This window comes from Corallococcus sicarius (assembly GCF_003611735.1).
Classification (GTDB): domain Bacteria; phylum Myxococcota; class Myxococcia; order Myxococcales; family Myxococcaceae; genus Corallococcus; species Corallococcus sicarius.
Genome location: NZ_RAWG01000052.1, coordinates 12,733 through 29,835, shown reverse-complemented (window position 1 = coordinate 29,835; position 17,103 = coordinate 12,733). Strand labels below are relative to the sequence as shown.

Sequence of the window (17,103 nt, the reverse complement as noted above, 5' to 3'; positions counted from 1 at the left end):
ATTTCCTGATGGCGAAAGCTCACGAGAAGCCCCCCTCTCAGGCCCTGGCGAGTGCACCCGCCATCCCTGCCCCTGCGCCCAACACTCCGGCCCATGACGCCTCGCCCACGCAGGCTGAACTTGAGGAGCTCGAGCTGCTCGCGATGGAACTCGCCGAACTGGGGGCCGATACGCCCCCGAGCGAACCGCCGCCCGAGGGAATGACACTGAAGAAGGCCTTGAGCCGGGCCTGGAGCGCGCAAGGCGCTTTCGCGGCGGCGGAGCAGAAGACCAAGGATGCGAAGCGGAAAGCAGAGGAGAGCGACCGCGCCTTCCGCGACCAGAAGACGCGGCTTGAGCAGCAGGAAGCCCAGTACAAGCGCAAGCAGAACGAACAGGAAGAAAAGGAACGCCTACTGCTGGAGAAGGAAGCCGCGCTCTTGGAGCGCGAGAACAACGCCGAGCAAGGCTTCCTCGCCGAGCGCCGGAGGATGGTCGAGGCCCTGAATGTTCAGGTGACGAGCCTCCGGAAGGAGCGGGAGGAGTTGCAGTCCACGCTGGATGCACGCCGGGCCGCTGACGAGTCCGAGTGGCGCACGCGGCTGGCTGAGCGCGACGAGCGGCTGCGCCGTGAAGACGAAACAAGGGCCGGAGAATTCCAGGCGGAGCGGCTGCGCTTCAATCAGGACTCCTTGAAGCGTCGTCATCAAGAGCAGGACGCACTTCGCGACGAACTCAACCGTGAGCGACTGCGGGCTCAGGAGCAGCGGACGACGGAGTGGAATGAGCATCAGAAACGCATCGAGGCCGAGCGCAAGGAACTGCAAGGACTCCAAGAGCAGGCCCTGACGAAGGAGCGGAGCCTGCGTTCGGAGCAATCCCGGCTCCGCGGCGAGCAGGAGCTGCTTGAGGAAGATCGCAAGGCTTTCGACGCAAGGGTGTCGCGCTTCGCCGCCGCGAAGGTGGCGGGGCTGGCGGCGGATCTCACGGCGCTCCGGGAGTGCCTGTCCGTCGCCGAAGCAACGCGGGACCAGTACTGGAAGGACCTGGAGTCGCGTCGGGAGATGGACAAGCGCTTCGGGGAGGATCCGCCGCAAGCCCTGGCGCGCCTCCGGCACCTGGAACGGGAGAACTCAGAACTCCAGTCCCGGCTCCGCACGAGCCCGGGTGAGAATGCGGGGCAGCGACTCTCGGAGCTGGAGAAGGCGCGGACAGCGTGGTTCGAGGAACGCAGCGTGCTGCAGTCCAAACTTGCGGAGGCGGAGACACGGCTCGGGAGGCAGCGGGCCGCCGCCGTCGAACTCGAAACCATCCGCTCGCAGAAGGAAGCCCTGGAAACGAACAAGAAGCTCCTGGAAGCAGCCCTCGCCGAGCTGGATGCCGAGGTAAAGAAGTACACCCAGACCGATGACAAGCGGAACCCGATGGAGGCCCTGGCCTCCGTGGACCGGAACAAGGACTGGCAGGTACAACAACGCACCCGGCAGCCCTTGGGCCAGTCCATGCCCACGCTCAAGGAGTTCGCCGTGGATCTGCGCGAACGGGTTGCCGTCGCGCTGCGGACGGATGAGAGCCCAGGCAAGACGCTCGACTACAGCGAGAGGGACATCCGGTGCTTCCTTGGCGGGCTCGCGATGAGCCGACTGTTGCTGCTCCAAGGCATCAGCGGCACGGGCAAGACCAGCCTGCCTCTCGCCTTCGCCCAGGCAATCGGGGCTGACGCTCATGGCTACGAGGTCGTGGAGGTCCAGGCAGGCTGGCGAGACCGTCAGGACCTGATCGGCTACTTCAATGCATTCCACCGGCACTACTACGCGACGAACTTCCTCCAGGCGCTCTATCGCGCGGGCACGCCGGCCTTCCGGGACCGCCCATTCCTCATCATCCTGGATGAAATCAACTTGTCGCGCGTGGAGCAGTTCTTCGCGGACTTCCTCTCCGCGCTTGAGCTGCCGGAAGGCAAGCGCCGGCTGACACTGCTCAATGATCCACTGACCGATCCGCCCACGCTGATGACGGAGGGCCGGCACCTCCCACTGCCGCCGAATGTCTGGTTCGTAGGCACCGCGAACCACGACGAGACCACCACGGAGTTCGCCGACAAGACGTATGACCGCGCCCACATCATGGAACTTCCGCGAAGGGAGCCCAACAAACACGACTCACGGAGCTTCAAGCCGCTGCTGAAGCGGGAGCCGCTGTCATACGCGGGCCTGATTCAAGCGTTTGACGACGCCCGCCAGAAGCATGCGGACGTGGTGGAGCAGGTGCGCGGATGGCTCCAGTCCCGGGAAGGCGTGGCGGGATTCCTGGACAAGCGCTTCCGCCTCGGCTGGGGAAACCGGCTCGAGCGGGATGCGGAGCGTTTTGTGCCGGTGGTGATGGCCGCGGGTGGAACCGTGAGTGAGGCCATGGATCACCTCCTGCACACCAAGGTCCTGCGCAAGCTCAAGGATCGACATGACGTCCGCCCGAAGGCGCTTGAAGATCTCAAAGGAGAGCTCGAGAAGAGCTGGAAGACGTTCGGCGGAACACCTGAGCGCTCCATCAAGCTGATTGAGCGGGAGCTCAGTGCGAAGCGGGATGAGGAGGCTTCCTGATGCGGCTGCGCTCCAGGATCTCCGGACGCACTTGGGACACGGCACCGAACCCGGTCGTGCCAGACCTGTTCGAGGTCCTGGACCGCCCCGGTGCCCCCTCCTCGCGGCTGGTCCCAGAGGGCGTGGAAGGAGCGGAGGAGAAGTCCTTCCTGGGTCAGTGGCCGGAGTCCATTGATCTTCATTCTCTTGAGCGCCTCGCCGAACCGCTGAGGGATGGCGTCCCCTGGAGTACGTGGGTGAACACCCTGCCGCTCGTCCCCCAGATTGACAAGAAGGCCCAGCTTCACCCCCTGGAGAGGGAGGCCATCGCCCAGCTCCCCCACCTGCAGCACGTCTGTCACCGGCCACGTCTCCACCTCCGGGTAGACGAGGAGCGGCTTGCGGTGAGCAGGGCCCGCCGGGTCTCCTCCCGCGCGACCGCCACACTGGTTTCACATCCCGGAGATTGGGAGCACCGGACACTCCGGGGCATCCAGCCAGCTCGCATCCTCGCGACCCAGATCGAGGACGACTGGAATCTCTACGAGAACCGGGTCGCGGTCTGCCTCGTGGACCACCTCCTCGCATGGGTCGGACAACGGCGGGAAGAGCTGAGCCGGATCAAAAGCATGGCCGAGGAAAGCGGTGACTTCGGAGAGGAGGCACTTGGCTCCCGTTGGCGAGGGCAACGCTTGTTCGCGCTCTGGGGCAAGTACTCCTCGGACAATGCCCTGATGCAGGAATTGCTGCGGGCGCTCCAGCTCGTCGAGCGACTTGAGCGTGATCTCCAGGCCCTTCTCGACTCTCCTCTGTACCAAGAGCTCCCGCGCACCAGGTCCGTGCCCGTCGCACTCCAGCCGACGAACATCCTCGTGAACGATCCGCACTACCGCAAGGTCGCCGCGCTCTGGCGTGCCTGGGCACGGTACGGGCATGTGCCCCACCCTTCCAGGGAGGAAGTCCGACGCCAGAGGCAGGCGGCGTGCCGCGACTTCGGGGCGTTCGCGCGGCTCATCGTGGTCCGGGCCTTGAGTGACCTCGGGTATCAGCCTCCTGCCGGCACGCTCCTCGCCGCCTCCGCTGTCGTCGAGCTTTCGGGCCCTCGGGGAACCGCCCGACTGGAGTGCGCCGAAGGCGGCATGACTTTGGAGTGTGAGAAGGCCAGGCTCCGGTTCGTTCCCCTCCTCGTACCCCTCACCCGGGACGGTTCCGGATCGCTCTGGCAACAGGTCCGGGAGCACGCCGCCAGCTCCCTGAACACGGTGGTCCTGGCTCTCGGCCGTCCTCAGGAGGGAGATACCGCGGAAACGACCCGCGCGATCTCCGGGTGGGAATGGCCGCGCCTGCTGCCCATCTCCCCGTGGAGCCTGGATGCCGTCGAACGGGTCACACGGGTCATCCACGGCTGGGAGGCTGCAACCCGGCTTGCCGGCTACCCTCCAAGAGCCGTCGTGCGCCCCGACCCTGGTGTGAGTCTTCCAAAGTGGATGCAGCGCGTCGGCGATAGCGTGGCGATCGTGGCGCCCGCGAATGCGACCGAACAGCAGCGCTTGCTCGCGGAGTGTGCGCGCAGGGGCGGCGAACTTGAGCGTGAGCAGCAACAGGCACGGAATGCGCGTCGACCGTTCGATCCAGGAAGGCTCAGCGCGCTGGACCAACTCAAGAAGCTCCTTCCCCTGGCTGCGCGAATGGAGTCCTGCCTCCGATGCCCCGTCTGCGAAACGGCTCCGGGTTCCTTCGAACCCAGACCGGCAGGCAACGAAGACTGGGACCAGTGGTCCTGGTGGTGCCGCTGCAAGCGCTGCGAATCGGAATGGGGACTCCGCGTGTGTGGAGAGTGCCGCGCGGCCTACCCGGTGCTGGAACCCGGTGGATGTCAAGGCCCTGCCACGGGGGAGCGGCGAGCAGCGGGCTGGGTGGACCGGCACTACGGACGCGACCTGTGGGCCGAACCTTGCGGGGGTTCTGAATCACCTGATGCCTTCCGGTGCAGCCACTGTGGGCGGTGCCCGGAAAGAGGCTGCTCCCACTGCCTTGGGCGTTTGCTACAACCGCCCGCATGAAGCACGGAGTAGCCCCCGAACAGCTCGATGAAGTCCTGGCCCTCCAACTTGCGCTCGCATGGGCGGGCGAGTCGCCAGAAGGCCCACATCCCCGCCTTGGCTGGTGGAGGACCGACCTCGTGGACCTGGAGGGTGGCGGAGACCTCTGGAGCCGCCTCCTTCCCCGCACGCACCGCTGGGCGGGCCTTGACGCCGCTCGTCGGGCCGCGCGGCTCGTCGACGAGAACCTGCGCGCCCAGAGTGGTCGCGCGGACGACATGCTCACGCTCTTCCACTTCGGCTTCGCGCTCGACGAAGCACTGGACGAGCGGCTCGCGCACCACAAACTCGAGGCGCATTCGCCCGTGGAAGCGCTTCCCCTCCTCCAGGTCACGGGGGCGCCGTTCAAACGGGAGGCGCTCCTCGCGCAGCTTCTCAGCCCCGGCCTTGACGTCGCCTACAAGGTGGCTCCCGGTGGCCGCCAGTTGAAGGACCACGACGGAGAGGGGCCCGTCTTCAAGGCCCGGAGGCTCGCGTGTGCCCTGCTCGCCGAGCCTCCCGCGACCTATCCGCTGTCCTTCATTCTCCCGGAGGCGACCCGTGCCGAACGCTGAAGTCAACGCGTTCCACACGCGCATCCTCCGGTTGACGCTCGCGGTGCAGGAATCACGCGCCTACTGGGAAGCCGTTGACCCCGAGGTCCGAGGCACGGCGCGCGTCGAGCGCGCGTTCTCCGAGCGCTGGTTCGGCAACAAGAGCCTTGCGCGGGTGAAGCTCCTGCTCGCCAACTTTGCCGTCCGCTTCGACGCCTACCCCGAAGCACTCGCTGCACTCCGGCGCTGGCGTCCGGCCGACCCTGGCACCCGTCCCCTCCTCTGTCATTGGCACCTTCAGCTCGCGGATCCGCTCTACCGTGCCTTCACGGGGGACTGGCTCCCTGCTCGTCTTACGGAAGGCCGGAAGGACTTCGACCGTGACGCGGTGGCGCGCTGGGTGGGTGCGCGTCCGGATGCGGAGTGGGCGCCCGCCACGCGCTACGGGTTCGCCGCCAAGCTCATCCGCGCTGCGGACGAGGCCGGCCTGGTGTCCGCCGGCCAGGGGGCTCGGACGGCCCTCCTGCCGCGCGTTCCCGACGAAGCCCTCGGGTACCTCGTCCGCCTCCTCCAACTCGTCACCCATACCGGTGGATGGGAGGACAACCCCTATCTTCGCTCCGTGGGGCTCTCGCACGACGCGGTGGACGCGCGCCTCCGTCGCCTCCCCGACGTCACCTACCGGAGAATGGGCTCGCTGGTGGAACTGGATGCGAGCCCTCTCGGAGCGCTCGGATGATGAACGACCTCTTCGCGCTGGAGGGCGTCGACCGGGCCGTTGCCGCGCTCGAGCGGGACCTCACGGCCCAGGCCGGCCCGCGCATCAGCACGATGCGCAATCACAACTTCGCCATCCTCCTCTACCCTCCGAAGAAGGAGTTCCAGCTCAGGCAGCGACTCCGCACGATGATCGGTCGCCTCGAATCCGAGGGCTGGTCGGTCCTCTCCATGGCGTTGCACCAGGTCCTCTTCGAGCGGCTCCGGACGCGGCTCGGGGCCGAAGAGATCCAATCTCTCGTCGAGCGTGAGCGGCGGGTCTACGCGCGCTCACCCGAGCGCGCAATGAACGACCTACGGCAGAAGCTCTCCGAACACATTGATGGTCCGAGCGGGCTCGCGGCGGACCTCGAGCACCGGATCAAGGCCTTCCGCGAGCAACACCCCGTCGATCCCGACAGGACCCTGGTGCTGCTCGGCCGAACCGGCGCGCTCTATCCGTTCTTCCGCTCGTCAGCGCTGCTCAAGCACCTGGGTGGCCGCACTGACAACGTGCCGGTCGTCCTGCTCTACCCGGGCGAGCAACGCGATGGCGGCCTGTCGTTCATGCAGGAGCTTGAGCCCGACCGCGACTACCGGCCGCGCATCTACGCCTGAAAGAGAGCTTTCACTTGAAGATCTCCGACCTCTTCGCTCGCAACGTCACGCGTGACATCGCGCCGGTCGTCTACTTCCACGAGCAGAGCCCCGAAAAGCTCGCCGACGAAGTCAGCGAGTACATCGTGACTGGCGGTTACCCCGAATCCGACGAGCGCCACCGTCGCGTTCCCATGGGCATCCACGAGCAGTACGTCCGCCTGCTCACCAACATTGCCCGGGAGCTGGACAAGAGCCCCGGCCCGGAGCTGCCCGCCTCTTGGATCTCCGGCTTCTACGGCTCCGGCAAGTCGAGCTTCGCCAAGCTCCTGGGGCTCGCGCTGGATGGATGCTCCCTGCCAGATGGCCGGAAGCTCTCCGAGGCCCTCCTCGCGCGTGACGACTCGCCGAATCGCAAGGCGCTGGTGGACGCGTGGGAGAACCTGGCACGCAAGGTGGACGCCATCGCCGTCGTCTTCGACATTGGCGGTGAGGCGAACGACGGGGAGCACATCCACTCCGCAGTCGCCCGGATGGTGCAACGGCGGCTCGGCTACAGCACCGACCCGCTCGTCGCCGATGCCGAACTCCGCTTGGAGAAGGACCAGCAATGGGAGCACTTCCTGGAGGTGGCCCACCGGACCCTTGGACGTGACTGGAGCGAGGTCCGGGCGACGGCGCGGGCGGATGAGCACTTCTCACGCATCATGAGCGTGATGGATCCGGGGACCTACGCGGACAGCATGGGCTGGTTCGACAGCCGCGTCGGCACCTCGCGCCACACGGGCCTGAGTTCCGCGGAGACGGTGCGCAACCTGGAAGCAATGCTCGCGCGTCGGGCGCCTGGAAAGACGCTCTTCCTTGTCGTGGACGAGGTCAGTCAGTACGTCCACCAGAACGAAGACCGGATGCTGAAGCTACAGAGCTTCGTCTCGGAGCTGGGCCAGCGCCTGAAGGGGAAGGTGTGGTTGCTCGCCACCGGCCAGCAGAAGCTGGAAGAGGCCTCCACCAACCTCGCCATTGGCAAGCTGAAGGACCGCTTCCCGCCGTCGCTTCGTGTCCACCTGGCCACCACCAACATCCGTGACGTCGTTCACCGTCGCCTGCTGAAGAAGCGCCAGGACCGCGAGCCGGAGCTTCGACGCCTGTTTGGACTGCATGGCGCGCAGCTCAAGCTCTTCGGGTTCGAGTGCGGGAGCCTGACCGAGGAGGACTTCGTCGAGGTCTACCCGATGCTCCCGGGGCAGGTGGACCTGCTCATGGCGTTGACGACGAGCCTGCGCCAGCGCTCCACAAGGACCCAGGGCGACGACTACGCCATCCGCGGCCTCCTCCAACTCCTGGGCGAACTCTTCCGCGAGCAGAAGCTGGCCACCCGGGACGTGGGGGAACTCGTCACTCTCGACCTCATCTACGACGTCCAGCAGACCGCGTTCGATTCCGACACCCAGGCGGCGATGGCGCGGCTTCTCTCGAACCAAGCGCTCGCGAGTGACCCCTGGGCCCAGAAGGTGGCCAAGGCCGTCGCACTGCTCGAGCTCAACAACGACAAGGTCAGTGTCACCGCGGAACTCATCGCCTCATGCCTCTACCCCAGGCTTGGCGACAGTAACCCGATCAACGAGGTGAAGCCCGCGCTGGAACGCCTTCGGAACCAGAACCTCATCGGCTTCTCGGAGAAGGAGGGTTACAAGATCCAAAGTTCCGCCGGCCAGGAGTGGCAGCGCGAGCGCGAGGACGTGGGCGTCAGCGCGGATGACCGTCACAAGCTGGTGCGGGAGAAGCTGTCGGAGCTGATGCGGGACCCGGAGCGTCCGCGCCTCAAGGGCCGCGCCTTCTACTGGTCTGCGTTCTTCTCTGACGGGCGGCAGATGAAGGACGAGCGGCTGCTCAACGCAGGCGACGAGGCCGCAGTGACGATGGACTTCCGCTACTTCTCGGGGAAGGCGGACCGCTCCCCTGCGGAGTGGGCGAAGCGCAGCGCGGAAAAGCAGCTGGAGGACCGCATTCTCTGGATCGGTGGTGAGGGTGACCTCGCGGACACGCTCAAGTCGCTCAGCCAGTCGCGGAGCATGATCACCAAGTACGAGCCCCGTAAGGCCTCCCTGTCCACGGAGAAGCAGCGGTTGCTCTTCGACGAGCACATCCGCGCCGAGGACCTGGAGACCAAGGCCCGTCTCGCGGTGGAGCGCGCGTTCGTGGAGGGCGACCTCTACTTCCGCGCCCAGCACCAGATTGCGAAGGACTACGGGAACACCTTCAACGCCATCATGTCGGCGGTGGGTAGCGCACGTCTGCCGCAGCTCTACACCCACCACACCGACGTGGCGGTGACGGACAAGGAACTGGAGCAACTGCTTGCGCCGACGCTCGCGGGCGTCTCGCAGAAGTTCCTTGAGCAGGGACTGGGGCTTCTCACGCAGGACGGGGGCCGCTTTCTCCCGAGCTGTCAGGGCACGGTCCCATCGGCGATTCATACGTACATCGACAAGCACGACGGCACCGTGGGCAACGTGCTCCTGCAGGACTTCGCCAGGCCGCCCTATGGCTACCCTGCTGACGTGGTCCGCGCGTGCCTGCTCGCCCTGCTCCGTGCGCGCAAGGTGAAGGTGAAGACCGAGGACGGCACGGTCCTCACCTCGCCCATGGACGCCAGCGCAAGGGAGGTATTCCTTCAGGTCACCCGACTCAAGCGCGCAACGCTACTACCGAACCGGGACGAGACAGTGACGCCGCGTGACCGGACGGCCATGCGGCGCTTCTTTGAATCCCTCGGAAAGGACGTCGAGCCGAGCGACGAAGCGCTGGCCAGCGCGGTGTTCGAGCACTTCGCTCCGTTACGCGAGCGGCTTCGCGTCTTGGAGCAACGTTTCAGCATGCTGCCGGGGCGGCCCGCGATGGAGGAGCCGCTCCAGAAGCTCGCTACCGCGCTGGAGTCCTGTCGGCGGGTGCGCGACATCGATCCAACGGTCAGGGCGCTCAAGGAAGCCCTGCCCGCGCTTCAGGAGGGTGCTCAGCTTCTCAACCGCCTCTACACGGACCTGACCGAAGAGGCCATCCAACGTGTCCGGTCTGCGGCGGAGGTCCGAGAGCACCACGCCGAGCAACTTGTCCGCGACGGTTCCTCCGAAGCAGTGGAGGAGGACATCAAGGCAGTAGAGGCGCAGCTCAAAGGGCGGCGACCCTGGATCGACCTGGGGTCCATCGACGTATCGCTGGATCACCTTCGCGCGCATTACCGGCAGCGGCGAGGGCAACTCCTTGAGGATCAGGAGAAGCAGGCCGAAGCGGTCCGGGCCCGCCTGCGCCAGCGGACCGGATTCGAGAAGCTCGGCGATGACGAGCGACACCAGGTGTTCCGACCGATTGGCCAGGCATTGGCGCGGAGTTCGCCCGATGCTACCGCCCCCTCTCTGTATGAACTCCGGATGGACTTCCTTCAACGGCTCGAAAAGGCCGCCGAGGAGGCTGAGGCCCTTCTGGATGAGCTTGTCTCCACGAAGGATCAGAAGCCGGTCGTCCGGGTGGAACTCAATCTTCGCGGGCGCGAGGTCTCAAATGCAGATGAGCTTCGGCGCGTACTTGACGAAATCCGTGATCGCGTCATTCAGCAACTCGAACGCGGGCACAAAGTGAGGCTTGGATGACCAGCAACACCTCGGCGCGACTCACGCCCGAATCGAAGGCCGCTCTCCGGAAGACCATCCGGAACCTGAGGGGGATGCTTCTCAAAGACCTGCTCGGATACGCGGAGCAGCGGTACAGGCTGAATGTGCCCTTCGCGAAGGCAGGACTGTCCCAAGCCATGCGTGAGCATCGGCGGCGGCTGGAGTCCGCGCTCGCCGAGCGCGCAGCGGAAGAAGGCGACACCAAGGAGGCGCGAGAGAGGGCAATAGAGAACGCCGTCAAGGAGGCGGGCGCCACGCTCTTGAATCGGCTGGTGCTCATCCGGCACTTGGAGGCGGTGGGCCTCTCCAGGCCAGTCGTGGTGACAGGTGGATGGAAGAGCGCGGGCTACCAGCAATTCCGCGGATACGCGCCGGGGATCATCGAGGATGAAACCCAGGGCTACGCCATCCTGCTTCAGCTCCTCTTCGACGAACTGGCGGCGCAACTCCCCGGGCTGTTCGGCGAGGTGGGCCTCACGTCTCTTTTCCCAGCCTCGCCCGCGACGCTGCGCGCGGTGATTGAAGCACTCGGCGAAGTACCGGCGGAGGCCTGGCAAGACGACATGACGCTCGGATGGGTCTACCAGTACTGGAACGACCCTGACCGTGAGACGTTGGACGCCAAACTGCACGCGCGCGGCAAGCTGGAGTCGCACGAGATCGCATCCAAGACGCAGATGTTCACCGAGCGGTACATGGTGGAGTGGCTCCTCCACAACTCGCTCGGCCCCACATGGCTTGCCATGTGCCGCAAGAATGGGTGGCAGGCGGAGGTGGAGCAGCGCGGTATCCTCCGATCCCTGGACGAGCGCCGGGCCGAGTGGCGGAAGAAGCGCGAGGCCGGTGAGGTCGCACTAGATGCGCTTATGCCCATTGAGGGGCGGCCGGAGGAGACCTGGAAGTACTACGTACCCCAGCCGCTGCCGGACGACGTGGTGAAGCATGCCCCCGCGTCCATCCGGGAACTCAAACTCCTCGATCCTGCGTGTGGCAGCGGCCACTTCCTGGTGGTCGCCTTCGACGTGCTCGTGGAACTCTACCGCGAGGAATCCCGACACCGAGGTGAGAGCTGGACGGACCGGCAGATCGCTGAGTGGATTCTCGAGAACAACCTGCACGGAGTAGACATCGACCCGCGCGCGGTGCAGATCGCCGCAGCCGCGATTTTCCTCAAAGCCCGTTCGCTTGCGAATGACGCATCACCCAGACAGGTAAATCTAGTTGCGCCCGCACTGCGACTGTCCGTTCTTGATCGAAAAGATCCGACGCTGCTCAAGCTGGAACGAGACATTGAGCTTGAAACCGGCATTCCACCGGAACTGACGCAGCAGTTGCTGGATGTCCTCGCAGGCGTGGACTACCTGGGCACGCTGCTCAAGGTTGGCGACGCTGTGGACAACGCTCTTGACGCCTACCGGGGCAAGCTTGGAAAAGCGAGCCAGCAACAGGACATGTTCGCGGGTAGGGCCGAAGAAAAGCGAATCGAGGTGACTAAGGAGGACGCAAAGCGGATCGTCCTCAAGAGACTGAATACGTTTCTTGCTAAGCACTCCGGTGAAGAAGATTTGGGACTCAGACTTCGCGGCCAGCAACTGACGGCGGGCCTCCGGTTCGCAAGCATCGCACGAGAAGGCGAATACCACTTGGTCGTCGCGAATCCGCCTTATCAGGGCACCTCCCGGATGAAGGACGCTGGGTACATCGCGAGACACTACCCGCGCGGCAAGTCAGACCTGTACGCAGCATTCTTGGAACGGGGGCTCGAACTCTGCCGGCCCGGCGGTGCGTCCGCGATGGTGACGATGCGGAACTGGATGTTCCTGAGCGGATTCACGGACCTCCGAGAGAATTTACTTAAGAATTATGACCTACGAATAATTGGGGATGTCGATCGCGGCGCATTTGACGAGGTCCCAAATGAGATTCTCGCCACAGCCATGTCGGTATTCCGGAGGTCGTCTACCACAACAGAGCCGAGCGTCGCGATGCAACCCACGCCGCTAAGCGACAAGTCGTACGACCGCAACCGCACCGCCCGAAAGCGAATGGCAGTGCTCGCGCAAGTTGGGAGAAATGAATTCCGAACCGAATGGCTCCACCCACTCCCTGGCGCTCCACTGCTCTACTGGTGGCCCAAGGCAAGGGTTGACACATATGCAAACACACCAAAACTTGGCGAAAGCAGTCCCGCTCGCTTCGGACTAAATAGCGGAAACAACCTACGATTTATTCGCAAGTGGTGGGAAGCCCCGGAGGGCTCCGTACTATCTGTACGTACCGACAGAGAGATGCCCAAGCAATGGAACACCACATGGGCGCGAACAGTAAAGGGAAGCGAAAACGCAACTTGGTTTGGCGCATGCGACGACATCTGCCGATGGCATCACCGTGGGCTTGAGGTCAAAGTCAACGCAGAGCACCTGTACGGCACGCACACAAGGCAGATTCGCAACGAGGCCTACTACTTCAAATCAGGGCTTTCATTTACTCGCATCGGAAGCACCTTCACAGCAGGAGCCCATTGGTTCCGCTCCCTGATCGACAGTTCGGCACCTTCAGTGTACCCGACAACCATCGGCAAGACCCTTTGCCAGATGAACTCTCCCTATGCCAGAAAGATCCTAGAAGAAATTAACCCATCCATAGCATTTCAGGTTGGAGACGCAAACCGGCTCCCATTGCTTGAAATCAATGACTGGGATTTTATCTACCACACAACTCGCAAAGCTTTTGAAATTGCAGAATCGAACCGAGAAACCTCCAGCGAATTCCAAATCCCAGGCCAAACCAACTGGGAATCCATCAAGGCCTGGGCGTATTTGGCAGTTGCAAAGAACGCTTCAGACGAAACGCTACCAGTGGCAATCGAGACTCATCCACCCGAAGCGATTCAAGCCCTTTCATTCCAAATCGGCGTAACACTGGGCCGATTTGACCAAGAGGGCAAAGGCCGTCGCATTCCGGATTCGCCATCAACGTCCGCCACAAACGGCATTCTTTTCAGTTCTCTCCGAACTCGACTGGAGGGCCCAACATGCCACGGCCTACTGCGGGAATGGGAAAACAGGAAGAATCAGATGAGTTCCCTATCACTGGAAGAATGGATCCATGGAGATTTCTTTAATTATCACCGAAAGATTTACGAGAATCGACCAATCTACCTTCCACTATCTTCAGCCAGGAAATCGTTTATCGCTTTCATTTCAGTCCACAGCTGGTCAGACGCTACCTTAAGTACCCTCCTCGCCTACCACCTCCTCCCAGAGCAAAGGGCGATTCAAGGTACTCTCGCAGATTTGCAGACTGCACGCCAAAGCCCAGACAGAAGAATTCGCACCGACGCGGAAAGGAGCTACGTTCAGCACAAGAAGTTACTGGATGAACTCGATAGTTTCATCGACAAGGTCCAAGAGATCGACGAGAGGGGGCCTTCGTGCCCAGACGACAAGACCGAGCGTCGCGAGGCGGATGGCCCGTACAAAATGGATCTCGATGACGGCGTAATGGTGAATAGCGCCGCGCTCTGGCCGCTGCTTGAGCCCATGTGGAAGGACCCAAAGAAGTGGTGGAAGGAACTCGCCAACGCAAAGGGCAGGAAGGACTACGACTGGTCCCACCTCGCCGCACGCTACTTCCCGTCCCGCGTGGAGGCGAAGTGCCGGAAGGACCCATCACTTGCGGTGGCTCACGGCTGCTTCTGGAAGTACTACCCGGATAAGGCATACCAGTGGGAACTCCGACTCCAGGATGAGCTTGGCCCGGACTTCAAGCTGGACGAGAAAGATGCCGACGCCCTGCGAACAGCCTTCCTTGATACGCAGCCCTCGCGAGTGCGGGAGCTTGAGGCTGCAGAACAAGCGCGGCGCGAGCGCAAGGCCCGGAAGCAGGATCAGGAGGAACTCGATCTCTCCGAAGCGCAGGACGAAGAGGTCGAGGACGATGAGGCAGCTTCGGCATGAGCACCCCCTCCGGGCAGGTCAGCGCCTTCCTCGAACTGAAGCTCCTCTCCGCGCTGAACGACAAGAAGCTGGTCGTATGGCTGGACGCCGAGAGCACGTACACCGGCTTCGTCGATGAATTGCGCAAGCGGGCCCAGGCGAAGCAGTTCCCAGTGCCTGTACTCGCATTCCGAGGCAGCTTTCTTGAGCTGATGCTTGCGCTTGAGCACGAGGGCAGCACCATTGACAAGCCCCTGCTGCTCGTCCATCTCCCCGGCTACAACAACCTCCCCGCGCAGCAGAGCCCCAATTCGGTCCGCGGCACGCCTCTGCTTGAACTCTACGAGAGCGCGCACCCCTTCCAGCAGAACCTAGCTTCACTCGTAAGCGTTGCCGCCAACGGGCGCCGCCCGCTGCCGGATATCGAGGCATTCATCGCCGCGCCTGGACTCTCGCTCGCTGCTGCTGACGCGTGGCTGGCCCAGACCGGTGACCCCGCCGTGGACACCCACGTCGAGTGGATCTCCCACCTGAGCGCCCCGGAGCTCCTCAATCAGCTCACCGGCATGGCGGCGGAAAACCTCCAGAACGTGGAGCCCGCTCTTCGCGCCCGTGCGGAGATGCTCTTCGGCACAGACGAACAGTGGTTCAAGTTCATCCCCGACCTGACCGAAGCCGTCGTCGCGTGGCTCCTCTGCGTCGAGTTCGTGCACGACCTCCGCCGACTGCCCCGTCACCCTGACCTCGCCCGGCTGCACGCGCTGCCAGAGCAGACAGTCCAACGATGCCAGAAGGAAGCCGTGCGCCTCCGTCAGCAGCAGCCGGAGCGATACCGGACGTGGGCGCTCGGCGTGGAGCTCTGGCTCCGCGACAAGGAGGACACCGAGCCGAAAGACCTGGGCCGCATCGACACCTTCCAGTTCGAGGCGCTCACCATCTACCGAGGTGCGGTGCAGGCGCTTGCCGCTGGCGACTACCCTCAGGCCCTGCACTGGTTCGAGGCCCACGAGGCGAGCCAGGGCTTCTGGGTGCAGCAGGAGCAGCCCCGCCGTTGGGCCTGGACGCTGGTGGGGGACGCAGCACGGCTTGGTGTCACCCTGCTCGGTGCCCAGCATTCCCTGGAGCACGCCACCGGGCTTGAAGAGGCCATTCAGCGCTACGTGGAGATCGCCGCGCCCGTCGACCTGGCCCACCGACACTTCGAGCAGCGCCACGCCGCGCTCTATGGGCCGCTACTCCCAGAGCTCACCGCCCTCGACCTGGCTTTCGAACAGCTCCGCTTCGCGTGGGCGGACTGGGCGGATCGACTCGCGAAGGACTTCGCGCGCATCTGCCGTGAGCATGGCGCCCTTCCCTCGACCGATTTCCAGCAGCGAAGCATCTTCGACCAGACCGTCCTGCCCCTTCTTGTGCCCGGAGCAAAGGTCGCCCTCTTCGTCCTGGACGCGCTCCGCTTCGAGATGGCACTGGAGCTCCGCGATGAACTGCTGGGAAGCGGCGTCCAGGTGGACCTCCGCGCCCGGCTGGCGGAGCTGCCCACCATCACTGCGGTTGGCATGAATGCCCTGGCCCCCGTCGACCGCGATGGTCGGCTCAGTCCCATCCTGAAGGAGGGCCGCATCACCGGTTTCCGCACCGGAGAGGCCATGGTCACCCGTCCCGACGACAGGGTGAAGGCCATGGGCGCACGAGCCGCCGGAAAGCCGCCGCTCACGATCCCCCTGGCGGAGGTTGGACAGACGTCCGTCGCCAAGCTGAAGCACCGCGTCTCCCAGGCGCAGCTCGTCGTCATCCACGGCATCGAGCTGGATCAAGCTGGCGAGAGCGGCTTCGGGGTCCGTGTCTTCGGCGACATCCTTCGGGACATCGTCGCGGCGAGACACCAACTCGAGCTCGCGGGCGTGCAGCAGTTCATCTTCACCTCGGACCACGGCTTCCTCCTCCAGCGTGGCGTCCGGGCGCACGGGTTCGACTCGCGCGGACAGGCGGACCGGCGCTACGTGTTCAGCACCACCGAGCGCACGGATGCGGGCCACCTCTGCGTGCCGCTTGCCTCGCTCCACTACGACGCCCCGGGTTTCCTGGTGTTCCGGGAGGACACCGCTGAGTACGACGTGGGAAGGACGCCTGGGTCCTTCACGCACGGAGGCAATTCGCTCCAGGAGCGTGTCATCCCGGTGCTGCACGTCTCGCGCAAACGCGCCGCTGCGGACACAGGGCGTCGCTTCAGCCTCGAATGCGAACCCGCCAGCGCGGCCCTGGGCGTCCAGCGGCTCCGCGTGCGCGTCAGTCCCGCCCGGGAAAGTGGCCAGGCCCCATTGGACTTCGCCAGCGCGCAGCCGATGGACGTAGCGATGCGGGTGCCAGGCCGCCCGGACATCCAACTGGTGGTGAAGGACGTCATCGGCCCCGACGCGGTTGCCCAGGCCGCGGGCCTCCGTCTCCGCCCGGGAACGAGCGACTGGACCGAGGTCTACTTCGTCCTCGAAGGCCCGGTGAACGAGCGACTCTCGGTCGAGCTGGTCCTGGCGAGCGACCAGACAGTGACGGCATCTCCGCCCACCGCCTACCCGGTCTCCTACGTCCCCACGTCGCGGAAGGAGCCGGACGTGACCGCGACACCGTCTCCCAAGGTTCCGCCGGCACAGCCGCCCCAGGCCCTGGAGCACTGGGGTGAAAAACTGGGCGATGCGGACGCCGGGAAGGTGTTCGACCACCTGCAGCAGTTCGGCAGCCTCAACGAGGGGGAGCTCGTGCAGTTGCTCGGCCACCCGCGCAAGGCCCGCGCCTTCGCCGCGCGCTTCGACTCCTTCCGGGACAAGCTCACCTTCGAGGTGCAGGTGCTGATGACCTCGGAGGGCAAGCGGTACCAGCGCGTCTGAGATGCGCGTGCGGTGCATCCACCGCGCTACTGTGTCGAGAACGTCTTGCCTCCTTTCTTCGAGAGAACA

The 17,103-nt window shown here is 64.5% G+C and carries 8 protein-coding genes; all 8 read left to right on the top strand.

Annotated elements, in window-relative coordinates; translation table 11 throughout:
• The first annotated feature begins 8 nt into the window (after positions 1–8).
• Genes D7X12_RS10950 through pglZ form a run of 8 tightly spaced genes read left to right on the top strand, consistent with a single transcriptional unit; the run spans position 9 to position 17,034 of the window.
• Complete coding sequence (locus tag D7X12_RS10950) at positions 9–2,579, top strand: hypothetical protein (protein ID WP_147443605.1); 2,571 nt, start codon at positions 9–11, stop codon at positions 2,577–2,579.
• A complete protein-coding gene (locus tag D7X12_RS10945; RefSeq protein WP_120625212.1) occupies positions 2,579–4,621 on the top strand; it encodes a hypothetical protein in 2,043 nt (680 codons plus the stop codon). The genes D7X12_RS10950 and D7X12_RS10945 overlap by 1 nt, the downstream gene beginning before the upstream one ends.
• On the top strand, positions 4,618–5,214 hold the full coding sequence (brxE, locus tag D7X12_RS10940; protein WP_120625211.1) for a BREX-6 system BrxE protein: 597 nt from the start codon (positions 4,618–4,620) through the stop codon (positions 5,212–5,214). Before D7X12_RS10945 ends, brxE begins: the two co-directional genes overlap by 4 nt.
• Positions 5,201–5,932: a DUF1819 domain-containing protein gene (locus tag D7X12_RS10935; protein ID WP_120625210.1), complete on the top strand. Its 732-nt coding sequence runs from the start codon at positions 5,201–5,203 to the stop codon at positions 5,930–5,932. The genes brxE and D7X12_RS10935 overlap by 14 nt, the downstream gene beginning before the upstream one ends.
• Positions 5,929–6,567 carry a BREX protein BrxB domain-containing protein gene (locus tag D7X12_RS10930; RefSeq protein ID WP_120625209.1) on the top strand — a complete coding sequence of 213 codons (639 nt, stop codon included), beginning with the start codon at positions 5,929–5,931 and terminating at the stop codon, positions 6,565–6,567. Before D7X12_RS10935 ends, D7X12_RS10930 begins: the two co-directional genes overlap by 4 nt.
• 14 nt (positions 6,568–6,581) lie before the next feature.
• On the top strand, positions 6,582–10,193 hold the full coding sequence (gene brxC / locus D7X12_RS10925; protein WP_120625208.1) for a BREX system P-loop protein BrxC: 3,612 nt from the start codon (positions 6,582–6,584) through the stop codon (positions 10,191–10,193).
• Positions 10,190–14,173: a BREX-6 system adenine-specific DNA-methyltransferase PglX gene (pglX, locus tag D7X12_RS10920; RefSeq protein WP_120625207.1), complete on the top strand. Its 3,984-nt coding sequence runs from the start codon at positions 10,190–10,192 to the stop codon at positions 14,171–14,173. Before brxC ends, pglX begins: the two co-directional genes overlap by 4 nt.
• Positions 14,170–17,034: a BREX-6 system phosphatase PglZ gene (gene pglZ / locus D7X12_RS10915; RefSeq protein WP_120625206.1), complete on the top strand. Its 2,865-nt coding sequence runs from the start codon at positions 14,170–14,172 to the stop codon at positions 17,032–17,034. Before pglX ends, pglZ begins: the two co-directional genes overlap by 4 nt.
• The last annotated feature ends 69 nt before the right edge of the window (positions 17,035–17,103 follow it).

What these genes read in the sequence shown, in the direction of transcription:
- pglZ (WP_120625206.1), top strand. Translation starts at nt 14,170, where the DNA reads ATGAGCACCCCCTCCGGGCAGGTCAGCGCCTTCCTCGAACTGAAGCTC.
- brxE (WP_120625211.1), top strand. Translation starts at nt 4,618, where the DNA reads ATGAAGCACGGAGTAGCCCCCGAACAGCTCGATGAAGTCCTGGCCCTC.
- pglX (WP_120625207.1), top strand. Translation starts at nt 10,190, where the DNA reads ATGACCAGCAACACCTCGGCGCGACTCACGCCCGAATCGAAGGCCGCT.
- D7X12_RS10950 (WP_147443605.1), top strand. Translation starts at nt 9, where the DNA reads ATGGCGAAAGCTCACGAGAAGCCCCCCTCTCAGGCCCTGGCGAGTGCA.
- D7X12_RS10945 (WP_120625212.1), top strand. Translation starts at nt 2,579, where the DNA reads ATGCGGCTGCGCTCCAGGATCTCCGGACGCACTTGGGACACGGCACCG.
- D7X12_RS10930 (WP_120625209.1), top strand. Translation starts at nt 5,929, where the DNA reads ATGATGAACGACCTCTTCGCGCTGGAGGGCGTCGACCGGGCCGTTGCC.